Consider the following 26,268-nt stretch of genomic DNA (forward strand, 5'->3'; position numbering starts at 1 on the left):
CTTTGGGGGATCTTTGGGGGATACGCCTTGCTGCTCCTGTCGAAGCTGGTTTACCCATTTACGCATGGCTGAATTACTGACGCCCATCGCGCTTGCAGCCTCAGTTATGCTGTATCCCTGTTTCGTTACCAGCTGCGCAGCTTCTAATTTGAACTCTGCACTGAATGTCGGTCTTGTGTTCTTCATTTCTACCACCTTTTCTCTGGAAGTGAGTCTATCACTTCGTCTATTCAGGTGGCCAAATTCACTATGCCACTACAATGCTATTGGAAAATGAAGCGTAGAGAGAAAAATTTGGAGCGACATATCGGGTTCGAATCGGTAGCGCTAAACGCTCGACCCATACCTTGGCAAGGTATCGCCTAACGCAGTGAACAAAGAGCCAACTGAGCTAATGTCGCATAGGGACAATACACGCAAGCAGCGGGATCAATATTAAATACTATTGGAAACTGAGGCTTAGAGAGGAAAATTTGGAGCGACATATCGGGTTCGAATCGGTAGCGCTAAACGCTCGACCTATACCTTGGCAAGGTATCGCCTAACGCAGTGAACAAAGAGCCAACTGAGCTAATGTCGCATAAGGACAATACACGCAAGCAGCGGGAGCATTATTAAGTGCTATTGGAAACTGAAGCTTAGAGAGGAAAATTTGGAGCGACATATCGGGTTCGAACCGATGACCTATACCTTGGCAAGGTATCGCTCTACCAACTGAGCTAATGTCGCATAAATTTTGGAGCGACATATCGGGTTCGAACCGATGACCTATACCTTGGCAAGGTATCGCTCTACCAACTGAGCTAATGTCGCATAATTTTGGAGCGACATATCGGGTTCGAACCGATGACCTATACCTTGGCAAGGTATCGCTCTACCAACTGAGCTAATGTCGCATAATCTTTGAGTCTGGATATTGGTGTAACCAAACTTTTGTAATTTGGAGCGACATATCGGGTTCGAACCGATGACCTATACCTTGGCAAGGTATCGCTCTACCAACTGAGCTAATGTCGCATAAATTTTTCGTGCTACCTTAGCATTCATCATCAATAAAGGTATCGTCTTACCTTTTATCAACTGGGCTAAATGTCGCATTTCAATCATCACCGGCGATTGTGCCAGTAAAAAGTTGAGGCCGCATTATAGGAGAATTTCGCCCCTCTGCAACCCCCTAATTTAAAATTTTCTACCGTTTGGTTAAATTTTAAATACTTTCTCACGATAATATTGCAGTTCGGCAATCGACTCCTGGATATCAACCAGTGCCTGATGAGTGCCCTGCTTCTTAAAACCGTTCATCACTTCCGGCTTCCAGCGACGCACTAACTCTTTGACAGAACTGACATCTATGTTGCGATAATGGAAATAATCTTCCAGGGCTGGCATGTAACGATTCATGAAACGTCTGTCCTGACCTATGCTGTTCCCACACATTGGCGACACACCGGCTGGTACATGCTCGGATAAGAAGGCAATCGTCTGAGTGATGGCATCTTGCTCACTGAAGTCACTCGCCCTGACTCTGTCGATCAGGCCTGACTCGCCGTGATGCTTCTGATTCCAGTCATCCATCGCCGCAAGTACATCCTCACTCTGATGGATGGCAATCACCGGCCCTTCGGCCAATATGTTCAGTTCCTTGTCGGTAACGATAGTCGCAATTTCAATGATTCTGTCGACCTCGGGCTCCAGCCCCGTCATCTCCAGATCAACCCAGATCAGATTTGTTTCATCTGCAGCCATATATCTGCCTTATCAATGCGTGTTTGCCTAAATTCAGGCTTTTTTATTTAAGACCGTGTATCATACTGCTTTTTTAGAAGACACAAAATAACCTTATTTTGACGATGGCGACACTGTGAGTAAAAAGAAACCCCTAAGCCAAGGCCAACGCCGCCGCATGCGAGCCAATCATGAGAAACGATTGCTGCGCAAAGACGCAAAAGAGACCACCATTGAGTTACAGGATAGCTCACTGGGGCCAGAACAGCTGGGCACCGTCATCTCTCGCTTCGGCCAACACGCTGATGTCGAAACGGAAAGCGGAGAACTGGTTCGCTGTAACATTCGCCGAAATATTCAAAGCCTGGTCACCGGTGACAAGGTGATCATGCGCCAAGCCAACGAGACCACTGCCACCATCGCCGGTGTGGTCGAGGCCGTTCACCCGAGACACTCCTCGCTATCACGACCGGATCTCTATGACGGCATCAAGATCATCGCCGCCAACATCGACCAGATCCTTATCGTCTCTTCTGTGGTGCCTAGCTTCACCACCCAGATCATCGACCGATATCTGGTGGCCGCTGAAGACACAGGCATAGCCCCGGTCATCATACTCAACAAGATAGACCTGCTTAGCGACGAAGAAGCACCAGCCGTCGAAGCCGCGCTGCAACGCTATCAAGCCATCGGCTACCAGGTATATCGCGTCAGCAGTAAGTCCGGCGAAGGGGTCGATACCATCAAGTCGCTACTAAAAAACAAGGTGAGCGTGTTTGTCGGCCAATCTGGCGTGGGCAAGTCATCCCTGATCAACGCCCTGCTACCAGAGGCCGAACTGATCACCGGCGACGTGTCCGAGAACTCTGGCCTCGGACAACACACCACCACCACAGCCAAGTTGCTGCACTTCCCTAGCGGCGGCGACCTGGTAGACTCTCCCGGCGTGCGCGAATTCGCCCTGTGGCACCTGCCCGCCGAGCGCGTCGGCTGGTGCTTCGTCGAATTCAGGGATTACCTGGGCACCTGCAAGTTTAGAGACTGTAAACACAAGAATGATCCAGGCTGCGCCATCACCCAGGCATTCGAGGAAGGTAAGATCGCCGAAGACAGGTATCAGAACTACCATAGAATTATCGACAGCCTGGATGAGCAGCGACACGCCCGTCATTTCAAAAACGACAACGACTAACAGCCAAACTGGATTTGAAGGAAAACAGACAGTGGACAAATTGAAGATTGCCTTGCAATACATAATGCCGAAACACCTGCTATCGCGACTCGTGGGTAAGCTGGCTGCCGCCGAACTCGGCGCGGTAACGACAAGCGTAATTAAATGGTTTATCAAGCAATATAAGATAGACATGAGCGAGGCAGCCGAGAGTGCGCCAGAAGCCTATGCCAGCTTCAACCAGTTCTTTACCCGCGCTTTGAAGCCCGGCATTCGTCCCCTGTGTGAAGATGACGACTATATCGTTCATCCGGTCGATGGCGCCGTCAGCCAATGCGGGCCGATCAAAGAGGGTCGCATCTTTCAAGCCAAGGGACATGAATATTCGTCACTTGCCCTTTTAGGCGATCAGGCCGATGATGCCAAACGCTTCGAAGGCGGTAACTTTGCCACCATCTATCTGGCACCTAAGGATTACCATAGAATTCACATGCCCATTAAAGGCACCCTGTCCAAGATGACCTATGTGCCAGGCGAGCTGTTTTCGGTTAACCCGCTAACGGCCGAGAATGTGCCTGGCCTGTTTGCCCGTAACGAGCGGGTCGTGGCCATCTTCGAAACCGAAATCGGTCCCATGGCCATGGTCCTGGTTGGCGCCACCATAGTTGCCAGCATAGAAACCGTCTGGGCCGGTACCGTTACCCCGCCGACGGGCAAGAAGGTGTTCACCTGGGACTATCCGACCGAGGGCCCAGAGGCTATCACCCTGGACAAGGGCGACGAGATGGGACGCTTCAAGCTTGGCAGCACTGTGGTGATGCTATTTGCTAAAGACGCACTGGAACACTTTGCCGATGGCGTCGAGCCTAAGGCCGTTACCCGCATGGGTCGGGCCTTTGCCAAAATCGATTAGAGGAAATCTTGAACACAAGTAGCAGCGAACGCTCTGGTTTAATCGAACTGCATCTGGCCGTCCTCCTGTTTGGGGGGACGGCCCTTTTCTCTAAGCTTATTCCGCTCAGCGCCCTGGATATCACGGCACTTCGCTGCTGCATCGCCGCCCTCGCCCTTGCCCTATTGGTCAAACTTAGCGGTCAGCGTCTGCGCCTCAATTGCGGCAAAGATTACGCCATCGCCCTGGGCCTCGGCATCATAGTCAGCCTACACTGGGTCACCTACTTTGCCGCCATGCAACTCTCCTCGGTGGCCATAGGCATGATCGCCTTCTTCACCTACCCGGTCATGACGGTGCTAGTCGAACCCTTCTTTACCGGCAAGCACCTGGAGCTGGCCGATATCGTCAGCGGCATCTGTGTCCTGCTCGGTGTCAGCCTGCTGATCCCTGAGGCCAACCTGGGCAACGATGTCACCCTGGGGATCATCATAGGCATACTGTCGGCGACCCTGTTCACCGCCAGAAACCTGCTACACAAACGCTATTTTGCCGGCTACGGCGGTGCCCAGGCCATGTATTATCAGACTGGGGTCAGCGCCCTCTTCCTGCTGCCCTGGCTCGAGGTCGACCCAGGCGCCATTCAAGCCAACGTCTGGTGGTTAGTGATCCTATTAGGCATAGTCTTTACCGCCGCGCCACACGCCCTGTTTACCTCCGCGCTGCGCCAGCTGAGCGCCAAGACGGTCAGCCTGGTCTCCTGCCTGCAACCCCTCTACGGTGCCCTGTTGGCCCTCTTGATTCTCGGCGAGGGACTGGCCATGAAGACGCTGATTGGCGGCGCCTTAGTGGTCTTTACCGCCGTCTACGAGACCCAGAAAAGCCATAAGGCCAATCGCGCTCAACAGGCAAAATCCTGAGGCATTTTCCTTGGTGGTAAATGAAACGCCACACGGGTCAAATTAACCGATTCATAGATATCATTTTTGAACTAACTTGGTAATATATAAGCGTCCATTGATGCTGGTGTGAACAAAGCGGCTTATGTCTCGTATATTACTGATTATTCTCTGTCTAATCTCATTCTCGGGCGCCGCTAATTCGCCCCTGAACCTCAATAAACGCCTGGGCATAGGACAAGAGCCCCAGGTCGCCAGCAAGAGCACCGCCGAGCAACTCAGTCTGCTCGAAGAACAGCTCACCGAACAGCAGGCCCTGCAGTCCAGCTTCGACGCCATCATTCACCAGTATCAGAGCCAGAAACAGGCGCTGACACAGCAGCTTAAAGAAGCCGCTACGCCACTGGAATATAACCCTAATCAAGATCTGAGCCAGCAGGCATCACTCTCCTACCTGAGATTGGCTGAACTCAAGGAGACAGAGGCCAACCTGGCCACCCAGGTCAACGAGCTGATCAAGCGCCAGCAGCAGCTGCCCAGCCTGATAAGCCAGGCCAACCTGACCCTGGCCAAGCACAAACAGGCGACCGGCAACGACAATCAGCCCCTGAGCGAAATGCAGCGCCGGGTCTATGTTCAGAGCCTGTCGACCCTGGAATCGGAGTTAGCCAGCAGCCAGAAACAGATTGCCCTGACTCAGCAACAGCTGGCGCTGGTGCGTAGCCAGCTGGTTCAGCAGGAAGCCCTGATCGAAAGGCTCAACGGCGCCATCGCCGAGCAACGTCATAAGGCGACGGCAGCCACCATTGCCGCCAGCCAGATCGAAACCTCCATCACAGACGATGCCATCGCCATCAAGCTGAACGACCAGAATCAGGCCTATGGCGAGCAGCTGAAACAGCTCACCCATGAAGTGACCAATGTGATGACGCTGCAGGAGCAGGCCGAGACCCAATACCAATTCCAGGCCAAGCAGATCACTAACATTCAGCAGCAGATCGCCCTGGTAAAGCTCAACTCGGCATTCGGCGAGCGCTTCCTACGTATCCTCTATTCGCTGCCCAAACCGCCGAGTCAGGATAAGATCAGTAATGAGATCGCCAATGCCCGCCTGGCACGCTACCAGATAGAGCAAGATCAGACCCTGCACCCGCTGCTCGGCGCCGCAGAGCAGCTCACGCCACTGCAAACCAAGCTTCTGAGCGCCCAAAAGGAGCTGCAGCGTCAGCTACTGGAAAACTATGATCTCTATATTGGTGAGCTCGCCGAACTTAGGGTCTTATATGAACAGTTAAGCCAGCAATATCAAACCCTCAAGACCACACTCAACGAACACCTGTTTTGGGTGGCCAACGCCAATAGCATAGACGGCTACTGGATAAGCGACCTGTACCAGAGTACCCAGTGGCTGCTCACTCAGGCCCCCTGGCATCAGGTACACGACGCCCTTAGCGAGCAGAGCACCCTCTGGTCATGGTGGGTGATCTTGATGGTGCTCTGTCTGGTAATGCAGGATCTGCTAACGCCCAAGTTTACCCAGCTACTGGCGAAGAACGTCACCTATGTGGGCAACGTCACCCAAGATAAATTTATCTATAGTTTCAATACCCTGGTTGGCTCGCTCCTCTATAGCTGCATCAAGCCACTGCCATTGATCTGCGGCGGCCTGATCTTCTACCTCAGCAACCACAACCTGGTCTCCTCGGTCGGCATGGGCATACTGGCCATAGGCATGCTGTATCAGCTCTATCGCCTCACCTATCTGCTCGCGCTGGACAAGGGGCTGCTGATTGGTCATTTCAAGGGCGACAAGCCCATCATACGAGCCGGTCAGCAACGGCTGCGCGCCCTGACCATTCTGGCCATGCCTATCGTGGGCGTTATCGGCTTTACCGAGGTGTTAGAGACCTCACTGGTCCGCAACAGCCTGGGCCGCGGCGCCTTCATTCTGCTGGCCCTCATGCTGTTCTGGTTCTACCGCGACATGCTGAGCCTGTCTAAGCAGGAACATCATTATCATCAGGACGATAAGAACAAGCGCCTGCTACAGAAGGCGCTCTGGTCGATACTCATCCTCTTACCGCCGGCCTGCGCCGTGCTGGCCTTCAGGGGCTACTACTTCACCGCCTATCAGATGCTGCTGCAGCTACAGCTGTCATTGATCTTATCCCTAAGCTTTATGCTGCTGTATCAGTTAATTAAGCGCTGGATGTTGATCGAGCGTCGCCGCATCGCCTTCAACCGTGCCAAGGCCAAGCGCGCCGAAATACTAGCCCAAAGGGAGAAAGAGGACGACCCCAACAGCAACGAACCACCGGACACCTATGAAGAACCCGTGGTGGATCTAGAGACCATCTCCAGTCAATCTCTTGGGCTGGTGCGCTCACTGCTGACCCTGGCCTTCCTGATCAGCCTGATCGGCCTCTGGACCCAGACACATAGCGCCATCTTCTCCTTCCTGGATGGCATCACCCTATGGACCAGTTCGAGCACGGTCGATGGCATCGCCCAGCAGTTGCCAATTACCCTCAAGTCCTTGTTGCTTGGGCTGATCATCGTCGGTTTCTCGCTGATGATCGCCACCAATCTTCCGGGCCTGCTGGAGCTGATGATCCTACAGCGGCTGGATCTGTCCCAGGGCACAGGCTTCGCCATCACCACGGTGAGCCGCTACCTAGTGGTCTTCTTCGGTATGCTCAGTGGTTTCTCGACCCTGGGGATGGAGTGGTCTAAGCTGCAATGGCTGGTCGCAGCACTCTCTGTGGGCCTGGGTTTCGGCCTGCAGGAGATCTTCGCCAACTTCATCTCGGGCCTGATCATCTTGTTTGAGAAGCCTGTGCGTATCGGCGATACCGTCACCATTCGCGAGCTGACTGGCACTGTGAGTAAGATTCAGATCCGCGCCACCACTATCGTCGACTGGGACAGGAAAGAGATCATAGTACCCAACAAGGCCTTTATTACCGAGCAGCTGATCAACTGGTCACTGTCGGATCCCATCACCCGGGTGATCGTCTACGTCTCGGTCGCCAGAGACTCAGACCCTGCGCGGGTGGAGGCGGCCCTGTACCAGGCCGTCAAGGAGTGTGACGATGCCCTGACCACACCCGAACCAGAGGTCTGGTTTGCCGGATTTGGTCAGCATACCCAAGACTACGAGATCCGCGCCTATGCCAAGGATATGAACACCCGCTGGCCACTAAGGCATAAGCTACACAAGCAGGTCAGCAAGAAACTCAGAGAAAATCATCTAGAGCTCGCCTATCCGCAGCTAGAGGTGCATATTAGTGGTCAAAGTAAAGAGACTCAGGGGTTAATTAGAAGCTAATGCGTGTCTATGCTCACCGGGGCGCCAGCGGCTACGGCGCCGAAAATACCCTGGCCGCCATCAAAAAATCGGTCGCCCTGGGCTGCAATGCCGTCGAAATCGATGTGCACAGCGTCGAAGGCGAACTCTATGTGTTTCACGACAGGCGTCTCGACGGCAAGAGTTCCGGCACAGGTCTTATCGAGGCCGTCAGCCAGGAGTATCTGGCGAGCGTTAGCGTGGATGGCGAGCCCATCCCCAAACTCTGGGAGCTCCTCGAGTATCTGCAGCCCTTCGACGCCCTGATTAACATTGAGCTCAAGGGGCTTAACTCCCTCGGTCCCTTCATGGCGCTCTACCCTGAGATCCTCAATAAACTCAACTACCGCACCGATCAGCTGCTGATCTCCTCTTTCCATCACGGCTTCCTGTTTGCCCTGAGACAGGCCTATCCCGAGATAGTGCTGGCGCCATTAATCGAAGGGGTACCGGAAGACCTGGCGGCCATAGTCACGCGATTAGAGGCCTTCTCACTGCATCTTAGCGTTAACTTCGTCACCCGGGAGTTAGTGGAAGATGCCCACGCCCGCGGTGCCAAGGTGTTTGTCTATACCGTAGATAATCGTGACGATATCCACTACCTGTCGCTGCTTGGGGTCGATGGGATCTTCAGTAATTTCCCCGACGTCAGCGCCGGCTGCGTGCATCAACTCCTGCTGACCCGCTAGGGTCAGCAAGTGCCTACTCACCCTAAACCGCCCAACAAATAAGCAAAGTCCGCACTAGCGGTGGACACCTCTACCATTTTTTGTAACTGTAGAACTAGCCCCCCACTTAAGTACTAAGGCCAGCGGGAACATCTATAATGACTAAGTCCGACTGAATAAAGTTCGCCACAAAAATAAACCAGCCATTTTCTGGGTCTCATACAAAAATAATAACAGCCAAAAGGACTCGCTATGGAACACAAGCTACTACTGCTGACCAGCGATAACGATAAATACCGCAACCTGCTCGGCTCCTGTCATCTGCCGCACCTGACGCTGCTAGGTGACAATCCCCAGAGTATTCTCGAGGCCGATATCTGGCTGGCCGAACCACCATTGGCCGCCCCCTTGGTGGGTCATGCCAAGCAAATCCAATGGATGCAATCTACCTATGCCGGCGTCGATCTCCTGGTCAAACCCAGGCTGCGCCGCGACTATCAACTCACCAATGTGAGGGGAATTTTCGGCCCCCTGATGAGCGAGTACCTGTTTGGCTACCTACTGGCCCACCAGCGCCAACATAAGCAGTATCAGTCCCAGCAGGCGGAGAAGATCTGGCGCCCGGCTAACTTTCGTACCCTGCAAGGGCAGGAGCTGCTGCTATTAGGCACAGGCAACATCGCCAAGCATCTCGCCCAGACCGCTAAACATTTTGGCATGCGGGTCACCGGCATCAACCGCGGCGCCAAGCCCACCATAGGCTTCGACAAGGTCGATACCCTGGCGAATCTGGCTCAGCACATAGGTAATGCAGATGCCATCGCCGCGATCCTGCCCAGCACGCCACAGACCCAGGGCGCACTCAACCAGGAGATGCTCGCCTTGATGAAGCCTGAGGCGATCCTCTTTAATCTGGGCCGCGGCGACGTACTGGATCTCGACGCCCTCTATGCCCAGCTGCTGAGCCACCCTCAGCAAAACGCCATCTTGGATGTCTTCAATCAGGAGCCTCTGCCCCAGGAGCATCCCATCTGGTCGCTGGAAAATGTCATCATCACCCCCCATATCGCCGCCCCGAGCTTTCCCGAACAGGTCGTGGAGATCTTCGCCAACAACTACCACAAGTTCATCAAGGGAGAGCCCCTGAGCCACAGGGTTAACTTCGATCGCGGCTACTAATGAAGCCGAGAGCAAATCCCATGTCTGCTCAGCACTGGCTTACCGGCATGGATGCAAGGCTCGACTAGGTTAATACCATCACCTCTGACATTGAGCCGGCCTAGCTGGCGCACTTGCCAGCGTTACAGCGTCGATCGAAATCTAAGCCTGACGAGGAAAATCCCTATCCCCAAATGGGCTAGAGGCCCCGTATTTAGTGGGATAGCTCACAATTTTTAATTCCCCGCAAAGGCGCCATTATGCACATTCTATAACCAGGAGTTATTAGCATTGAGAATCGTTTTCATTTATACTTGCGTGCATCTGAAGTAGGGGAGTCACCTGTATGTATGTTTGCCTTTGCCACGCCATTACCGACAAGCAAATAAAAGAAGCTGTCGATCAAGGAGATATGTCTCTTGCCGACGTTAAGCGTCGTCTGGGCGTTGGCAACCAATGCGGTAAATGTAGCAAGATGGCGACCGAGATCATCCAGGCACGACTCGATGTTACCCCCAACTTCTACGAAGTGGCTTAATACCTGCTTCAAACAGACATAAAAAAAGCTGCTCTAGAGCAGCTTTTTTTATGTCTGGATTTTATGTCTGACAGTCGGCTAGAGGCTGGTTTCGTCCTCACCCAACTCCACCTTATCCACACGTTGCAGACCTCGAGGCAGCTTGGCACCACGACGACCACGCTCACCACGGTAGTGCTCGAGATCGCTAGGCTTGAGGGTGAGCTTGCGCTTACCCGCCCACAGGGTGACGGCGGTATCTTGGGGCACCACATGCAGATGCACCAGCAGCTCTTCGCGGCTCTTGGCCCTGTCGCTGGCGATGCCGATGATCTTGTTCCCCTTACCCTTAGCCAGTTGCGGCAGGGCGTCGACAGAGAAGAGCAACATGCGGCCCTCGTTGGTGATCGCCAAGATAGACTCGCTGCGGCTCTTATCCACGCGTCTCGGTGGCAGCACCTGCGCATTGGCTGGCAGGCTCAGCAGCGCCTTACCCGCCTTGTTGCGAGACACCATATCCTTATAGTCGCCAATGAAACCATAGCCCGCATCCGAGGCCAGCAGGAAGCATTGTCCATCCTCACCCAGCAGCGCATGAGCCATAGACTCGCCCGGTGACAGCTGGAAGCGGGTGGTCACAGGCTCACCCTGGCTCCTTGCCGATGGCAGGGTATGGGTATCGGTCGCGAAGGCGCGTCCGGTCGAGCCGATAAAGACGGTGGCGTGATTACTTCTGCCCGAGGCGGCGCAGAGGAAAGCGTCACCCGCCTTGTAGGAGAGCGCCGTTGGGTCGATATCATGCCCCTTGGCACAGCGTACCCATCCCTTCTCCGATAGCACTACGGTTACCGCTTCGGCCGGTACCAGCTCCTGCTCAGACAGGGCGCGGGATTCGCTACGCTCGACAAGCGGCGAGCGACGCTCATCACCATAGGTTTCGGCGTCTTGCTTAAGTTCTTTCTTAATCAGCGTCTTCATGCGGCGATCTGAGCTCAGCAGTAGTTCAAGCTTCTCGCGCTCCGCCTCTAACTCGCTCTGTTCCGTCTTGATCTTAAACTCTTCCAGCTTCGCCAAATGACGCAGTTTAAGATCCAGGATGGCGTTGGCCTGCTCGTCGGTCAGGTTAAAACGCGACATCAGCTCGGCTTTGGGATCATCGTGGTAACGAATGATCTCGATCACCTCGTCGATATTGAGGAAGGCGATCATCAAGGCCTCAAGAATATGTAGCCTTGCCAATACCTTATCTAATCTATGCTCTAAACGACGTCTGACCGTGGTCAGCCTGAACTCCAGCCACTCGGTCAACAGCAGTTTCAGCCCCTTGACCTGAGGACGACCGTTAAGCCCAAGCACGTTGAGGTTAACACGGAAGTTCTTCTCCAGATCTGTGGTGGCAAACAGGTGCGCCATTAGCTGGTCACAATCGACGCGGTTGGAGCGCGGCACTATGACGATACGCACCGGGCTCTCGTGATCCGATTCGTCACGCAGGTCGGCCACCATGGGCAGCTTCTTGGCCTGCATCTGGGCGGCGATCTGCTCGAGGATCTTACCGCCACTGGCCTGGTGTGGCAGCGCGGTGATCACTATCTCACCCGACTCCACCGTATAGACGGCGCGAGCCTTGATGGAGCCACGGCCGGTCTCGTAGATCTTGGCGATCTCGTTTCTTGGGCTGATGATCTCCGCCTCGGTGGGATAATCGGGGCCGGGCACCAGCTCCATCAACCTTTCCAGATCCGCCTTAGGGTTGTCGATCAGCTCGACACAGGCATCCACCAGCTCGCGGGCATTGTGTGGCGGCACATCGGTGGCCATACCCACGGCGATCCCTGTGATGCCGTTGAGCAGTATGTGCGGCAGGCGCGCAGGCAATACCATGGGCTCTTTCAGGGTGCCGTCGAAGTTGACGCCCCAATCTACCGTGCCCTGACCCAGTTCGGTCAGCAGCACCTCGGAGAACTTAGAGAGACGCGCCTCGGTATAACGCATGGCCGCAAATGACTTAGGATCGTCCGGCGCCCCCCAGTTACCCTGACCATCTACCAAGGGGTAGCGGTATGAGAACGGCTGCGCCATCAAGACCATGGCCTCGTAACAGGCACTGTCGCCGTGGGGGTGATACTTACCCAGTACATCACCCACGGTTCTTGCCGACTTCTTGTGCTTAGATTGCGCCGACAGGCCAAGCTCGCTCATGGCGTAGACGATACGGCGCTGCACCGGTTTTAATCCGTCGCCGATATGTGGCAGGGCGCGATCCATGATGACGTACATGGAATAGTTTAGATACGCCTCTTCGGTGAAACGTCTCAAGGGCATCTGTTCGACGCCATCGAGGCTTAAATCTATCGCATCACTCATTGATTAGGATCCTGTTGTTCACTCGCTTCACTCGATTCGCTCTCTTCGCTCGTGTTCTCTTTATAAAACAGACGATACACGTTGCCTTTGAGATCGTCTGAAATATACATGGCCCCATCGGGCGCCATGATTAAGTCATAGGGCCGGGCAACGGGAAACTCTCCATCGAGAAAGCTCACCACCGTCTGGCGCTTGCTGATACTGTCATCTTCCAGGGTCAACATGGTGACCTGGTAGCCAATCTTACTGGAACGGTTCCAGGAGCCGTTTTCGGCCACGAATAGCTGGTCACGATACTTCTCGGGGAACTGCTCACCGCGGTAGAACTCTAGCCCCATGGGCGCCACGTGAGCCGGTAGCTCGAAGACGGGCGTCGTCACCTTAAGGCCCTTGGGCTTCTCGTAGGCGGGTTCTAGCACGCTGCTGGCATGAATATAGGGAAAGCCGTAGTGGGCACCGACAATATCGACACGGTTAATCTCATCCGGCGGCAGTCTGTCGCCCATCCAGTCGCGACCCAGATCGGCAAACCATAGCTTGTTATCTTTGGGGGCCCAGTCGAAGCCAGTGACGTTGCGTATGCCGGTGGCAATCTGCTCGCTGCTGCCACTCTCGAGGTCGATGGCGATGATGCTGCCAAAGGGCGCGTGAGCCTCACACACGTTACAGGGTGCGCCAATGGCGACATAGAGGCGTCCATCTGGGCCGAAACGCATGGCACGGCGGCTCTTGTTGGTCTTGCCCGGCAGGCGGTCATAGACCTCCTTGCCCCGGCCCGGACGTCGCAGGCGGTTCTCTATGTCCACGAAGCGCAGAATACGCTCCTCTTCGGCAACATAGAGATCCCCTTTGTAAAAAGCGATCGCCTCAGGGTACTCGAGCCCCTTGGCGACCACGTAACGCTTGTCTACACGGCCATCGGCGTTACTGTCCACCAAGGCCTGAATGCTGCCAGACTTATAGGAGCCGACAAACAGCGTACCCTCGTCACCCAGCGCCATCTGCTTGGCATCACCGAGATCCGAGGCATATAAGGAGAGTCCAAATCCCTTGGTGACTGTGATCATGATGGGCTGCTCGGCACGTGCCGTCAGGGCCACGCCCGATGCCACCATGGCAAACATCGTACTCAGAAAATAACAACTAACTCTTTTATTATGCATTATATTAAGCTTGTCTAACGATTTATCTTTTTATTTTAATGACATAGCTATAGCTGGGCTAAGTCGCCTTTGGTTTCAAGCCAGGTCTTACGATCGCCAGAACGCTTCTTGGCCAGCAACATGTCCATGATGGCCAGGGTATCCTCGGCATCATCTATGGTTAACTGTACCAGTCTTCGGGTGTTGGGATCCATGGTGGTCTCCCTCAGCTGCAATGGGTTCATCTCACCCAATCCTTTGAATCGGGTCACCTGCACCTTACCCTTCTTCTTCTCGGCAGTGATGCGATCTAAGATCCCCTGCTTCTCGGCTTCATCCAGGGCGTAGTACACCTCTTTACCCACATCCACCCTAAACAGCGGCGGCATGGCCACATAGATGTGTCCCTTCTCCACCAGAACCTTGTAGTGCTTCATAAACAGGGCACACAGCAGGGTGGCAATATGCAGACCATCCGAGTCGGCATCGGCCAGGATACAGATCTTGCCGTATCTGAGTTCGGAGATATCGTTGCTGTCCGGGTCACAACCTATGGCGACCGAGATGTCGTGCACCTCCTGAGAAGCCAGCACCTGCGAGGCCTCCACCTCCCAGGTATTAAGAATCTTACCCCGTAGCGGCATGATCGCCTGGAATTCACGATCCCTGGCCTGCTTGGCACTGCCGCCTGCCGAGTCACCCTCCACTAAGAAGAGTTCGCCTCGCATAGGGTCTTGGCCGCTACAATCGGTCAACTTACCCGGTAACGCAGGCCCTGAGGTCACCTTCTTACGCGCCACCTTCTTGGCCGCCTTCAGGCGTTTCTGGGCGTTGCTGATACACATCTCGGCCAGGGCCTCGGCCTGATCCGTATAGGTATTGAGCCAGAGGCTGAAGGCATCTCTGACGACACCCGATACGAACGCCGCGCTCTGACGACTGGAGAGTTTCTCTTTGGTCTGTCCGGCAAACTGAGGATCTTGCATCTTGATCGACAAGATAAAGCTGCTGCGATCCCAGATATCTTCCGGTGATAGCTTTATCCCTCTGGGGATCAGGTTGCGAAACTCACAGAACTCGCGCATCGCCTCCAGCAGTCCCTGACGGAAGCCATTGACATGAGTCCCCCCCAGCGGCGTCGGGATCAGGTTGACATAACTCTCGTTGAGGGAGTCTCCGCCCTCGGGCAACCAAGTGATGGCCCAGTCTACCGCCTCGGTATTGCCCTGCATGCTGCCGATAAAAGGTTCCTGGGGCAGCGTCATGGCGCCATTGGTCGACGACTTGAGGTAATCGGTCAGGCCACTCTCGTAGCACCACTCTTCGATATCGCCCGTCTGCTTGTTGGTAAACTTGATGCGCAGTCCAGGACAGAGTACCGCCTTGGCTCTTAGCAGATAGATAAGCTTGGGAATCGAGAAGTTAACCGAGTCGAAATAACTGGCGGTCGGCCAGAAATGGACCCGCGTGCCCGTGTTGCGTCGACCACAGGTACCTGTCACCGTCAGGTCATCTACCTTGTCACCGTGGGCGAAGGCCATCTCATAGACCTGACCGCCCCTTCGCACCGTGATCTCGACGCGATTAGAGAGCGCGTTGACCACAGAGATCCCCACCCCGTGCAGACCACCGGAAAACTGATAGTTATTGTTGGAAAACTTACCACCGGCGTGCAGCTTGGTGAGAATAAGCTCTACCCCAGGTATCCCCTCTTCGGGATGGATGTCCACCGGCATGCCGCGGCCATCGTCGATCACCTCGAGCGAATTGTCCTTATGCAGTATCACGTCAATTTTGGTCGCGTGTCCCGCGAGGGCCTCATCGACACTGTTATCGATCACCTCTTGTCCCAAATGGTTGGGGCGGGTGGTGTCGGTGTACATACCGGGGCGACGTTTTACCGGGTCGAGTCCATTGAGGACTTCAATTGCATCTGAAGTGTATTGGTTAGTCATAGCGCACACAATATATTGTTATTCAGGCCATGTTGCGGCCCTACATGTCTATTTGTCAAGAAACAGGAAATCACAAATCCCTGGCATCTGCTGCTCATAGCCGACGAAGCTATGATCGCCTCCCGCCTCGATGAGCATCTGACAACATTGGTATTTATTCACGGCTTGCCGATAATCAAGCACCTCATCCCCTGACTGCAGCAGCGCCAAGAATCGATCGGGATGTGAGATGGCCAGCGTATCGTATTGTGCCACCTCTAACTTGTGCTCGGGGAGAATCTGATAATCCTCTTCGGTGTAGGGATTGTACTGGGGACCGAGGAACTCATCAAACAGCTCGAAGGGTTTCACCGCAGGATTAACCAGCACGGCTCGCCCGCCATAGTGCTCCGCCAGATAACTCGCAAAATAGCCGCCAAGGGAAGAGCCGATAAAGCCGAGGCGTTCCCCACGTGCCAGCGCCTGCTCGACGAGTTCAGTCAGCAATGCCATGGCCGCCTTGGGCGTGGCGGGGAGTTGAGGTTGAACGAAATTGATGGCGGGAAAATGCTTGGCAATATATTTGGCAGTGACCACACCTTTATCTGAGTGCGGTGAACTATTGAATCCATGAATATAGAGCAGCATATGTCCTCGGCAGTGAATGATAAAACGGCGATGTATCCCTTACACGACGGCTTACCGGCCAAAACGGCGCTGAGCCTAGTCTCTCCACCTCGCGTCGGGCATCCAGATGCTATCATCCACGCGGCAATTAACCAAATATTAACCCCATCGATGCTTAGCAAGCTGCCTGCCTAACAGGGTCTCCGAAATGGCCGCCTAATAACCGCTGGAGTCGTGATCCGGTGAAAACTTGTTGCCGGGCACCCGGTAGACGTTGGCCTGAATGCTGCCGTCTGGTCTTAATTCAAGCAGGCGATATCCTGGTTGCTGGGCATCGAGGGCGAAATAGGGAGACTTGGGCTTAAACTGGATGCAGGTCGAAGGCGTAGCCATCAGCTTAACCGGGCCACTCTTACCCTGATAGAACTGCTCCAGGCTCTGATGTACATGGCCCCATAACAGGCCCTTGACCTGAGGCATGGCCGTGACTCTGTCGAGAAACGCTTCACCATTGTCCATGCAGTGTTGATCCAACCATTTGCAATCCACCAGAATCGGATTGTGGTGCATAACCAACAGGGTATGTAGCTCAGGATGAGCGGCCACCGCCGCCTCAATCAACTCCATCTCACTGTCGGCCATATGCCCGCCAGGTTTTCCCCTAACGGTAGAGTCCAGCATGATGATCTGCCACTTTCCCACCAGGATGCGCCTATCGCCATAGACCCTGGGGCCCTGCATGTGCAGATGCATGATGCGTGGATCGTCGTGATTGCCCGGCAGGTAATGACAAGGAAGGTTTAACTTTTCAATCGCCGCAACGAAGTTATGGTAAGACTGATTGGAATAATCTTGGCTAATGTCGCCAGTCGCCAACAAGAGGTGTGCCGGATACTCAACGGCCTTAATGGTGTTCAACACAGCATCTAAACTATGTGCGGTATTCACACCCAGCAGCTGCGCCTCGGGATCGGCAAAAAGATGAGGGTCCGTCACCTGGACCAGCTTTACGCTCTCATCATGATCGATGGAATAAGAGATAGCCTCTTTTAGCACATTAAAACCCTAAGATTCGGACTGACAAATGATGCGGGCATGGTTGTCAATCTTGAGTAACTCTTCAAGAAAAGCATTTACCTGATACTTTTCGTCTCTATGGTACATACGTATATTTGGATAATCATATACTGGTCTTAATCGATAAATCTGTCGACTAGTTAACACTTCTGCTAATTTAGCGTCATGGTAAACACGCACTACAACTTTAGGAGTATCAACGTATTGCGCGATTTTTAGCGGGCGGGAGATCTCAATTAATTGGGTATATTGGGTATTTTCCAGCAGCTTAACCTCGAGGCAGCCAAAGTCTCCTTCGACCTGCCATGACTGTCCTTGCTCATACCCCGCGGGTAGCCAGCGTAATATATTGAAATAGTTGCGACTGCACAAGGCGAGAAAACGACTCACGTTTGCCTGGTAGTCTGGCTTTCTCTTATTTAACGACAGGCTCACTTGGCCGCCCTTAGATCTTGATGATGAAGCTGTAGCCACTGGAGACCGATCACAGTGGAAGCGTTGTTGATGGTGCCGTCACACAACAACTGATAGGCCGCCTCACGCGGCATCACATGCACCTTAATGTCTTCATGCTCATCGTCCAGGCCATGCAGGCCATCGGCCTGACTGGCATCGACCCTGGCCCAGTAGAAATCGAATCGCTCGCTGGTGCCGCCGGGACTGGAAAAATATTGGCTGATGTAGTGCATCTCACTGGCCACCAAGCCTGACTCCTCGAGCAGCTCACGATGAGCCACCTGCTCGGCCGACTCCCCCTCTTCTATCATGCCGGCCACTAACTCGAGCAGCCAAGGCGTGGGCGCGGCGTCAACCACGGGAATCCGTATCTGCTCAATCAGCACCACCTTGTCACTCACAGGGTCATAGGGCAGCACCACCACGGCATGGCCACGCTCGAAGACTTCGCGCACCACTTCCGGGCTCCAGCCACCGGCAAACAGCCTATGTTTGAATCTGTACTCCTCCATACGAAAGAACCCCTGAAAAAGGGTTCGTTTTCCCAGCATCTGTACATCTTCATTGGTGAATTTCTGACTCATGACTCGTCCCGCAACTCAGTTAGTAATTGCTTATCTCCAAGGGCTCTCAATATACCATGTCGACCACTAAAAAATGCAGACTTACCGTTAAAAACTGTTACACTTCCTAGTTGACTTAAAAATGGTTAATTTCTTAATATCTTAACCTTAATAAGTTTAGATGTATCGGGAAGCGTCGGGAAGCGCAAACCGCTTCGCGCAAATGATTTGCGCAGAAGCATCACTTAACTTTATTAAGTAAATGGCTCCCTCAAGGAGTGTTTATGTCTAAAAAAGGACAGCTAATGAAATTTAAGATCCGCACCTTATGTGCAGCGTTGACTCTTGCGGCAACGACTTCTGCCGTGCAAGCCGACGATCTACTGCAGATATATCAGCAGGCCCTTACTAATGATCCTATTGCGCTCCAGGCTCAAGCGCAGCGCGACCGTCTCTACGAACAGATCGAAGAGAACCGCGCTCCCTTGCTACCTACCATCAGCGCTAGCGTCGGCTATGGAAAGCGCTGGACGAATGTTGATGATAGCGTGTACAACAGCGGGCTTAATGCGGGAGTGTCACTCAATCAGGTGATCTATGATCACAGCGCCTGGGTTGGACTCGACCTTGCTGAGCTGGCGGCTTCACAGGCCGATGCAGCCTATGCCTCGACACTTCAGTCACTCATCATTCGCGTAACAGGCGCCTACTTTGACGTCTTAGCCGCGAAAGATAACTACGAATTCAAGGGTGCGGAAAAACGCGCCATCGAGCGTCAGCTCGAGCAGACTAAGCAGCGTTTTGCCGTGGGCCTGACCGCCATCACCGACGTACACGAAGCCCAAGCCCAATACGACTTGGCCCGTGCATCGGAAATCTTGGCAGAAAATCAGCTCATTAACAGCTACGAAGCCCTAAGAGAGATCACCGGCATAGACCACAAGTCTATCGATGTGCTGGATACCACACGTTTCACCGCTGTACAGCCAAGCCCAGCCAAGCCAACGGATTGGTTGAAGATGGCCGAAAACAGCAGTGTGGATCTGCTAACGACGCGTATCGGTAAAGACATCGCCCAGCAGACCATCTCGCTCTATAAAGCGGGTCACATGCCATCTCTGAGCCTGAACGCAGGTTACACCACTAACCTGGATCAGAAGAATCAGACGGGTGATTTGAACGATTACGACAACGCCAACGTGGGCCTGAAACTGAGCGTGCCTATCTTCGAAGGCTTTAAGGTCAGCTCTAAAGTCAACCAGGCGCAATACCAGTACGTAGAAGCCAGCGAAAAGATGGAGCAAACCTACCGCAAGGTGGTTAAAGATGTGCGCAACAACTTCAACAACGTTGGTGCCTCAATCAGCTCTATCCGCGCCTATGAGCAATCTGTGGTCTCTTCTGAGAGCGCACTGAAGGCAACTCAGGCCGGTTTCGAGGTAGGTACCCGTACTATCGTTGACGTGCTGAACCGTACCCGTGACCTGTATGACTCTAAGCGTCAGCTCTCAAATGCCCGTTATGGCTACATCAACTCTATCCTGGCGTTGAAACAAGCCACTGGCACCCTGAGCGAAGACGATGTCATCGCCATCAACAATGGCCTGAAGGCACCCGAAGTCAGTCAGTAAGACTTTCTGAGGGAAAACCTATAGCCATAAAAAAACCGCCTTAATGGCGGTTTTTTTATGGCATTTTTATATGACTATAATAAGCGAGTCTAAAGACTCATCTTTAAAAGACGAGCTCAACCCCGGGCGAAATAGCCTTTAAACTGCATGTTGGCCGTCACACCATCGAAGTTGTTCACGTCGAAGTTAAAGTCACGGTAGCCGACACGCAGCTTGGTATCGAGCGCCACGCCATCAAACTGCCAGCCCAGACCCACTTGATAATCGTAAACGCTGCTCTCATCTATGCCCTGCATCACATCGGCAAAGCCATACAGACCCAGGCCTGGAATACCCACCTCGGCATTAGCGTAAGCCATAACCACACCATCGCTAAGATCTTTTTGTGAATAGGCACCGACAACGCCAGATGGCGAGATCTGATGTACGCGGAAAGAACCATGCATCTTCTTGTAGGCGGCACCAAGATCCAATGCCACTATGTCGTTATCCAGCAACTCATAGTAGAGCACGAAATCGGTATTGCTCAGGTTGCTCGCCGTGGTCACGTCGCCGCTAAATACGCGATCGCCGAATGCCCAATCGCCGGCTAGAGTCGCCTTGCCGTCGGCATCCAGACGGTTTTCACGGATCTTTAGGTTAGGCACTAAAGGAATAGGATGCTCGATGGCGACCCAGATACTACCCTGAGATGAAGAGCTGTAATCAAACTCCTGTTGCGCCTGGCCCTTCTGCGCGAAGGTGCCCTCCGTGTCGGCATTCCAGTAATCGCCGCCCACTTTAAAGCCAACTACAGTAGCCGCCTGTGCAGACGTCGCAGCCAAAGACCCGAGCAGAGCACATGCAAGTAGTGTTTTTTTCATCTAATTAGCCTTGAGTCAATAAGTTAGTTAAATCGATCACCGCGGCATTTGCGCGGGAAATATAATTGGCCATCACCAAGGAGTGGTTGGCCACTATGCCAAACCCAGATCCGTTCAACACGATCGGGCTCCACACAGGCTGCTGCGTCTCTTCCAGCTCACGAATGATCTGCTGCAAGCTGACCTCAGCATTTTTCTTCTTCAGTACATCGGCAAAATCCACCTCGATCGCCTTCATGAAGTTCAGCAGTGCCCAGGTGGCGCCGCGGGTTTCATAGAAGACATCGTCTATCTGCCACCAGCTGGTCTTAATCTCCTGACTGGCTAAGTTAGGTGTGGACTGGCTTGCCTCTGTGTCACCGGCCAGATCGGTATTGATACGCTCCTGCCCCACGCTGGCAGACAGGCGCTGAGACATGCTACCCAGACGTTTCTGCACCTCTTTGAGCCATTCGTTGAGGTTGTCGGCTCGGGCATAAAACTGGGCATCCGGATTGTTGGTATCGGCAATGCGGGCACGATAGAGCTTGAGCAGCTTGATGGCGTCGCGATACTCGCCCTCTGCGCTCGGTACCAACCAGCTGGTGTGTTCGATATTCAGCTTAGAGTGGGCCGCCAGCAGATCTTTGTCGGCGGTCGACTGTGACTGAGAGCGGCTAAATTCCTTGCGCATAATCAGTGCCAGATCCCTCGCCTGCTCAATGGCGCCAAACTCGAAGGCCGGCATGTTATCCATAAACAGCGAAGGCGGCATCACATCGTTGGACAACCAACCACCGTTCTTATCGAGGAGGGTTTCCATCGTCAAAATCAAAGAGGTGGTGGTTGCGTAGCCCACTATCTTATGACCCGTCTCGTTATTAAGCTGGTAGGGCTCGATACTATCTGGCTCTATGCTCCACCATACGCTGATGATATAGCCAATCAAAAATAAGACGGCCGCCGCCAGGCTGACCCGTTTCCATGTTACCTGCATACTCTTACTCCATTAATGGTGATGATGGTGCTGGCCATCATCTTGTGTCGCCATCGCTTGCTTGCTGACCGGCAGCGTTACCTGCTTCTCGCTGCCATCGCTAAACTTTAGCCTCAACACCACTTCCTGTCCTTCCGTCAGCGGCTTTTTTAATCCCAATAACATCACATGCTTGCCCGAAGGCATGAGCTCAAGGTTGCCGTGACTAGCCAGGGTAAACTTAGGTAATTGGCGCATCTTCACCACGCCTTCTTCTTCCACCAGGGTGTGCAGCTGCGCCTCGGCGGCCACCTCGGTCTCGACGCCGACAAGATCGACCTCAGGCCCGTGGTTCATCAGGGTGAAATAGGCGGCGCTATTGGGCACGCTCGGTGGAATGGCCCTGACATAGCCATCGACAAACATGACGTTTGCCAATACGGAAAATGAAGCACATGATAGCAGGACAAAATTAAACACATGTTTGAAAATCTGTTTCAATGCCTTAAACTCCTTTTTAACCCCATTTGCCATATAAGGATTATTGACCCATGAGTAACATTCAATTTCAGGATGAGCAGGGCGTACGCATCATCACGATCAATCGCCCCGAAAAACGTAATGCGCTTAACCTTGAGATGTATACTCGGCTCACAGAATACCTTATCCAAGGGGAGTCAGACAACGGAATTAACGCCTTTCTCCTCAAAGGTGAAGGCGATTGTTTCACCTCGGGCAACGATGTTGCTGACTTTTTAAAAAATAGTGACTTAGGACCAGATCATCCGGCATTCAAGTTTCTGTTCACCCTGCTGGATCTGACTAAACCTTTGGTCGCCGCGGTCAGCGGACCGGCCGTCGGCATAGGCACTACCTTGCTGCTGCATTGCGACCTCATCTACGCCGACAACACAGCTAAGTTTCAGCTGCCCTTCGTCAATCTGGCGCTGGTGCCTGAGGCCGGTGCCAGCCTACTGCTGCCCCGTCTAGTCGGGCAGGCCAAGGCCAGCGAACTCCTGCTCCTCGGTGAGGCCTTCGATGCCCAAAGCGCCCTAGGGATGGGACTGATTAATCACCTCGTGCCAGGCGATGAGTTAGTCAAACACGCCCTGGTACAAAGCCTTAAGCTGGCGCAGAAGCCGCCACAGGCACTCAGGGCCAGCCGCCGGCTGTTGCGTGGAGATAAGGCGCCAATAAGAGAGCAGATGCTAAAAGAGTTGGAAGAGTTTGCCGTTCGCCTGCAGAGTGACGAAGCCAAGGCGCAATTTAACGCCTTCCTGCGCAAGTAGAGAAACGGGCCAGGCTAGTCGACCCGGCTAGCTTGGCCTACGCCCCAGGCGGCGAGCAATAAGAGAATAATCGGCCAAAACAACGAAAAACCGGCAAATAACATGGCAATGGCACTCAGCACACAGAAAGAGGAGACCAGGGCGATAAAACTAAAGGCCAAGGTAAGCCAGAGTAACAGAATCAATAACAGGGCACTGACCAGCGCCGTACTCCACAGGCCAATGTCGATCCACTGGGGCGACTCCAGGCTGATATAAAACCAACGCGCTTCAAAATAATGTCCTAGCGTCAACAGCACCGCTGCAACAAAGAGGACAACCCCCAAGGCCAGCAGGATATCCAGCGCTTTTTGTACTTTTGGAAAATTCGTACTTCCCTTCACGCTCATCATCCCTAAAGGCTAGTAGCCTGGTTTCCATTTCGGCAACACCAGCGCCAAGACAAAATAAACTAACAAGACAAAGGCCGGATTCATAAAGGCTGCTACGGCCCACACCACACGTGTCCACAGGCAAGACCAGGCAAATTTGTCTGCCGTCATCGCCGCCACACCACATACCATGCTGCGGGGATTCTTTAACCTTCTAACCAGATCATCGATATTCATAATACTTGTCCTTCACTATCAACAAAATCGAGAGCCCCGGCTATAACACCTTATGCCATTTCAGGGTACAGACTAAGGTTGCGCAGAGCGCGAAGCTCAAAACAGGGAGCAGTAACAGTGCTGCCAACTCAAACAGATAAGTCATAATGATTCCCTAATCAGTGGTATTCCTTAACCAAAGTGATTACTTAACCAGTTTATTCCTTAACCATTGCGCTCTTCATTGGCGCCTCTTCAGTCTTGGTCGCCGTTTCAGCCAGCTTAAGGTTGGTATCGAATAATGACTCCGACAGCTGCGTCTGCAGCGAAAGTGTCAGCTCTTGCTGAGCGGTCACCATCATCTCCTGCATCTGAGTCGCCAAATGACGCTCCAGCTTGGCGGTGATATCTGTAGGGATAAAGTCGTCTGCCGAGGCAGAGAAGCTAGCACCTACCAGTAGAGAGGCGATTAGCGATACTTTAGTTAGCTTGTTCATGATGTCTTCCTTTCCATTTCGTTTATGACATCTTGGATAATACAAGGGGTGTGCCAACTTTTTTAAAACCACATAAGCATTTGATAATTAACGATTTAGGGTTTTCGCTTGGTGAAAGGCTTAGGCGAAGGCAAAGGCGGCGAGATAAGAAGGTAGTGAGTTTCACCACCGGCTGGTAATTTTCACTAACTTTAGTGACAAGTATAAAATTCAGACAAAAAAAGCCGCTAAGTTATCAGCGGCTCTTTTAGAAAATGATGAGATAAGCTTCTATTTAATCAGCAATTATTTAAGATCCATGCTAGCCCTAGCCTGATGTACCACCTCAATACCGGCGCCAGCCTTATGGGCATTCTCACTCAAATAACGACGCCAGGCTCGAGATCCCGCCTCGCCCTGATACAAACCTGTGATGTGACGGGTGATATGATTCAGGCGACCGCCGGACAGGAGATGTTTCTCTATATAGGGAATCATATTCTCCAAAACGGCATCTCTGCTCAGCACAGGCTTATCCTGACCGCACAGCTGCTGATCCACCTGAGCCAATATGTAAGGGTTCTGATAGGCTTCACGCCCTACCATGACACCGTCTAGCTGTTTAAGGTGCTCGCCGCACTCCTCCAGGGTCTTAACCCCGCCATTGATAGAAATATTCAACTGAGGATAATCCCGCTTGAGGCGATACACCCTGTCATAGTCAAGCTCGGGGATCTCACGGTTTTCCTTGGGGCTCAGCCCCTGCAACCAGGCCTTGCGCGCATGAATAATAAAGGTGTCGCAGCCTGCCGCGCTCACCTTGTCGACGAACTCGGTGAGAAACTCATAGCTGTCCTGCTCGTCGATGCCGATGCGGGTCTTTACCGTTACCGGAATATCGACCACCTCATTCATGGCCGCCACACACTGAGCCACTAAATCTGGCTCCGCCATCAGACAGGCACCGAAGCGGCCATTCTGCACACGATCCGACGGGCAGCCGACATTCAGGTTAACCTCATCATAGCCGCGCTCGGCCGCCAGTCTGGCGCACTTGGCCAGATCCTCAGGATTAGAGCCACCCAGCTGCAGCGCCAGCGGATGCTCCTCCTGGTTATAGGCCAGGTAATCGCCCTTGCCATGAATGATCGCCCCTGTGGTGACCATCTCGGTATAGAGCAGCAGCTCAGAGGACATCAGGCGCGCGAAATAGCGGTAGTGCCTGTCGGTCCAATCGAGCATGGGCGCCAAGCTGAACACTCGATTTATTGATTTAATTGAATTTTTTGACATTTTAATAACTTGAGGTTTATTTCATATAGCTACATCGCACAGTTCTAATACTTTCGAATCCCGTTAGAATCATTTGCTTTACAAGATCGAACATGTAACTGATGTAACCGTCCGGTGATCCCCACATTCAAAAACTGATGCTGCTACTGCATAGTGCTCCTTTTACTAAGGAGAATACCCATGCGGCATCAACGACGAGATGTAAATACCTGGCTGGATCTTTTCGACCGCCAGGAACAAAGCGGATTATCGGCGGTGGCGTTTTGCCGTCAGCATCAGATTAATATCCAAACATTTTACGCCAGACGCAGTGACATCAGGCTTCAGCGAACCAACAATAAATTTGTTCACGTTAAGCGCGAAGTCACCACCTTTGAGTCGCAAGTAGAAGATGTCACTCAGACATTCGTGCTGAAGCACGCATCTTCAGCATTGAGTGTACCAGCGGACGTTAATCTGCACTGGCTGGCTAGCCTGATGAAGGCGCTGAACGAATGAAGATGTTCGTTCAGCCTTCTGACATTTATCTTTATCTGGATAATGTCGACTTCCGTAAATCCATCAATGGCTTGATAGTCGTGGTCGAGCAACAGATGGAATTGAATCCGTTCCGGGATGCGCTGTTTATCTTC

The 26,268-nt window shown here is 53.1% G+C and carries 25 protein-coding genes, 6 tRNA genes and 1 pseudogene; 10 read left to right on the forward strand and 22 right to left on the reverse strand.

What is annotated here, in order from left to right:
* From L1D47_RS13900 to orn, 8 genes are all read right to left on the reverse strand, one after another.
* Nucleotides 1–186, reverse strand: a 186-nt coding sequence (locus L1D47_RS13900) for a transposase (protein WP_239885655.1), incomplete at its 3' end; no start/stop codon positions are given.
* Nucleotides 187–295: 109 nt separating this feature from the next.
* Nucleotides 296–401: transfer RNA gene (locus tag L1D47_RS13905), tRNA-Gly, on the reverse strand.
* A 73-nt stretch (nucleotides 402–474) separates the two neighbouring features.
* Nucleotides 475–580: transfer RNA gene (locus L1D47_RS13910), tRNA-Gly, on the reverse strand.
* Between the two features lie 73 nt (nucleotides 581–653).
* Nucleotides 654–729 (reverse strand) — tRNA-Gly (locus L1D47_RS13915).
* An 8-nt stretch (nucleotides 730–737) separates the two neighbouring features.
* Nucleotides 738–813 (reverse strand) — tRNA-Gly (locus L1D47_RS13920).
* 7 nt (nucleotides 814–820) lie between these two features.
* Nucleotides 821–896 (reverse strand) — tRNA-Gly (locus L1D47_RS13925).
* A gap of 45 nt (nucleotides 897–941) precedes the next feature.
* A tRNA-Gly gene (locus L1D47_RS13930) sits at nucleotides 942–1,017 on the reverse strand.
* Nucleotides 1,018–1,200: 183 nt separating this feature from the next.
* On the reverse strand, nucleotides 1,201–1,746 hold the full coding sequence (gene orn, locus L1D47_RS13935) for an oligoribonuclease (RefSeq protein WP_041508361.1): 546 nt from the start codon (nucleotides 1,744–1,746) through the stop codon (nucleotides 1,201–1,203).
* Between the two features lie 115 nt (nucleotides 1,747–1,861).
* Between orn and rsgA the strand changes: the two genes are divergently transcribed.
* The 7 genes from rsgA (at nucleotide 1,862) to L1D47_RS13970 (ending at nucleotide 10,397) form a co-directional block, all read left to right on the forward strand.
* Nucleotides 1,862–2,917: a small ribosomal subunit biogenesis GTPase RsgA gene (gene rsgA, locus L1D47_RS13940; RefSeq protein ID WP_239885657.1), complete on the forward strand. Its 1,056-nt coding sequence runs from the start codon at nucleotides 1,862–1,864 to the stop codon at nucleotides 2,915–2,917.
* A gap of 31 nt (nucleotides 2,918–2,948) precedes the next feature.
* Entirely contained in the window at nucleotides 2,949–3,809 is an 861-nt protein-coding gene (gene asd, locus L1D47_RS13945) for an archaetidylserine decarboxylase (protein WP_239885659.1), read from the forward strand.
* 8 nt (nucleotides 3,810–3,817) lie between these two features.
* A complete protein-coding gene (locus L1D47_RS13950; protein WP_239885661.1) occupies nucleotides 3,818–4,708 on the forward strand; it encodes a DMT family transporter in 891 nt (296 codons plus the stop codon).
* 124 nt (nucleotides 4,709–4,832) lie between these two features.
* Nucleotides 4,833–8,015, forward strand: a complete 3,183-nt coding sequence (locus L1D47_RS13955; protein WP_239885663.1) for a mechanosensitive ion channel domain-containing protein — start codon at nucleotides 4,833–4,835, stop codon at nucleotides 8,013–8,015.
* A complete protein-coding gene (locus tag L1D47_RS13960) occupies nucleotides 8,015–8,722 on the forward strand; it encodes a glycerophosphodiester phosphodiesterase family protein (RefSeq protein WP_239885665.1) in 708 nt (235 codons plus the stop codon). The genes L1D47_RS13955 and L1D47_RS13960 overlap by 1 nt, the downstream gene beginning before the upstream one ends.
* Before the next feature lie 231 nt (nucleotides 8,723–8,953).
* Nucleotides 8,954–9,880, forward strand: a complete 927-nt coding sequence (locus L1D47_RS13965) for a D-2-hydroxyacid dehydrogenase (RefSeq protein ID WP_239885667.1) — start codon at nucleotides 8,954–8,956, stop codon at nucleotides 9,878–9,880.
* Between the two features lie 325 nt (nucleotides 9,881–10,205).
* Complete coding sequence (locus tag L1D47_RS13970; RefSeq protein WP_011864358.1) at nucleotides 10,206–10,397, forward strand: bacterioferritin-associated ferredoxin; 192 nt, start codon at nucleotides 10,206–10,208, stop codon at nucleotides 10,395–10,397.
* 78 nt (nucleotides 10,398–10,475) lie between these two features.
* Here the strand turns inward: L1D47_RS13970 and parC are convergent, their stop codons facing one another.
* The 7 genes from parC to nudF all read right to left on the reverse strand — a co-directional run bounded on the left by parC (nucleotide 10,476) and on the right by nudF (nucleotide 18,563).
* Nucleotides 10,476–12,743 (reverse strand): DNA topoisomerase IV subunit A, encoded by a 2,268-nt coding sequence (gene parC / locus L1D47_RS13975; protein WP_041508354.1) that lies wholly within the window; start codon nucleotides 12,741–12,743, stop codon nucleotides 10,476–10,478.
* Nucleotides 12,740–13,867, reverse strand: coding sequence for a PQQ-dependent sugar dehydrogenase (locus tag L1D47_RS13980; protein WP_239885689.1), 1,128 nt, complete (start codon nucleotides 13,865–13,867; stop codon nucleotides 12,740–12,742). The genes parC and L1D47_RS13980 overlap by 4 nt, the downstream gene beginning before the upstream one ends.
* A gap of 86 nt (nucleotides 13,868–13,953) precedes the next feature.
* Nucleotides 13,954–15,840 (reverse strand): DNA topoisomerase IV subunit B, encoded by a 1,887-nt coding sequence (gene parE / locus L1D47_RS13985; protein WP_239885669.1) that lies wholly within the window; start codon nucleotides 15,838–15,840, stop codon nucleotides 13,954–13,956.
* Nucleotides 15,841–15,888: 48 nt separating this feature from the next.
* A complete protein-coding gene (locus L1D47_RS13990) occupies nucleotides 15,889–16,467 on the reverse strand; it encodes a YqiA/YcfP family alpha/beta fold hydrolase (protein WP_239885671.1) in 579 nt (192 codons plus the stop codon).
* A 195-nt stretch (nucleotides 16,468–16,662) separates the two neighbouring features.
* Complete coding sequence (cpdA, locus tag L1D47_RS13995; protein ID WP_239885673.1) at nucleotides 16,663–17,502, reverse strand: 3',5'-cyclic-AMP phosphodiesterase; 840 nt, start codon at nucleotides 17,500–17,502, stop codon at nucleotides 16,663–16,665.
* 9 nt (nucleotides 17,503–17,511) lie between these two features.
* On the reverse strand, nucleotides 17,512–17,958 hold the full coding sequence (locus L1D47_RS14000; protein ID WP_011864352.1) for a DUF1249 domain-containing protein: 447 nt from the start codon (nucleotides 17,956–17,958) through the stop codon (nucleotides 17,512–17,514).
* A complete protein-coding gene (gene nudF / locus L1D47_RS14005; RefSeq protein WP_239885675.1) occupies nucleotides 17,955–18,563 on the reverse strand; it encodes an ADP-ribose diphosphatase in 609 nt (202 codons plus the stop codon). Before nudF ends, L1D47_RS14000 begins: the two co-directional genes overlap by 4 nt.
* 284 nt (nucleotides 18,564–18,847) lie before the next feature.
* Here nudF and tolC point away from each other — a divergent pair, with 284 nt between their 5' ends.
* Nucleotides 18,848–20,173 carry an outer membrane channel protein TolC gene (gene tolC / locus L1D47_RS14010; protein ID WP_239885677.1) on the forward strand — a complete coding sequence of 442 codons (1,326 nt, stop codon included), beginning with the start codon at nucleotides 18,848–18,850 and terminating at the stop codon, nucleotides 20,171–20,173.
* Between the two features lie 103 nt (nucleotides 20,174–20,276).
* On the opposite strand, the pseudogene L1D47_RS14015 reads toward tolC, so the two are convergent.
* From L1D47_RS14015 to L1D47_RS14025, 3 genes and pseudogenes are all read right to left on the reverse strand, one after another.
* Nucleotides 20,277–21,036, reverse strand: a pseudogene (locus L1D47_RS14015) (TIGR04219 family outer membrane beta-barrel protein).
* Nucleotides 21,037–21,040: 4 nt separating this feature from the next.
* Entirely contained in the window at nucleotides 21,041–22,012 is a 972-nt protein-coding gene (locus L1D47_RS14020; RefSeq protein ID WP_160797072.1) for a DUF2333 family protein, read from the reverse strand.
* A 12-nt stretch (nucleotides 22,013–22,024) separates the two neighbouring features.
* A complete protein-coding gene (locus tag L1D47_RS14025; RefSeq protein WP_239885679.1) occupies nucleotides 22,025–22,525 on the reverse strand; it encodes a copper chaperone PCu(A)C in 501 nt (166 codons plus the stop codon).
* A gap of 17 nt (nucleotides 22,526–22,542) precedes the next feature.
* Here L1D47_RS14025 and L1D47_RS14030 point away from each other — a divergent pair, with 17 nt between their 5' ends.
* Nucleotides 22,543–23,280 carry an enoyl-CoA hydratase gene (locus tag L1D47_RS14030; protein WP_239885681.1) on the forward strand — a complete coding sequence of 246 codons (738 nt, stop codon included), beginning with the start codon at nucleotides 22,543–22,545 and terminating at the stop codon, nucleotides 23,278–23,280.
* A gap of 14 nt (nucleotides 23,281–23,294) precedes the next feature.
* Here the strand turns inward: L1D47_RS14030 and L1D47_RS14035 are convergent, their stop codons facing one another.
* The 4 genes from L1D47_RS14035 to dusA form a co-directional block, all read right to left on the reverse strand.
* On the reverse strand, nucleotides 23,295–23,663 hold the full coding sequence (locus L1D47_RS14035) for a hypothetical protein (protein ID WP_239885683.1): 369 nt from the start codon (nucleotides 23,661–23,663) through the stop codon (nucleotides 23,295–23,297).
* 18 nt (nucleotides 23,664–23,681) lie between these two features.
* Nucleotides 23,682–23,888 carry a PspC domain-containing protein gene (locus tag L1D47_RS14040; protein WP_011864344.1) on the reverse strand — a complete coding sequence of 69 codons (207 nt, stop codon included), beginning with the start codon at nucleotides 23,886–23,888 and terminating at the stop codon, nucleotides 23,682–23,684.
* Between the two features lie 197 nt (nucleotides 23,889–24,085).
* Nucleotides 24,086–24,364 carry a hypothetical protein gene (locus L1D47_RS14045; protein ID WP_239885685.1) on the reverse strand — a complete coding sequence of 93 codons (279 nt, stop codon included), beginning with the start codon at nucleotides 24,362–24,364 and terminating at the stop codon, nucleotides 24,086–24,088.
* A gap of 285 nt (nucleotides 24,365–24,649) precedes the next feature.
* Nucleotides 24,650–25,636, reverse strand: a complete 987-nt coding sequence (gene dusA / locus L1D47_RS14050; protein WP_239885687.1) for a tRNA dihydrouridine(20/20a) synthase DusA — start codon at nucleotides 25,634–25,636, stop codon at nucleotides 24,650–24,652.
* A gap of 180 nt (nucleotides 25,637–25,816) precedes the next feature.
* Between dusA and L1D47_RS14055 the strand changes: the two genes are divergently transcribed.
* A complete protein-coding gene (locus L1D47_RS14055; protein WP_239884558.1) occupies nucleotides 25,817–26,134 on the forward strand; it encodes an IS66 family insertion sequence element accessory protein TnpB in 318 nt (105 codons plus the stop codon).
* The last annotated feature ends 134 nt before the right edge of the window (nucleotides 26,135–26,268 follow it).

The sequence above is a fragment of the Shewanella sp. Isolate7 genome (assembly GCF_022398425.1).
GTDB lineage: Bacteria > Pseudomonadota > Gammaproteobacteria > Enterobacterales > Shewanellaceae > Shewanella.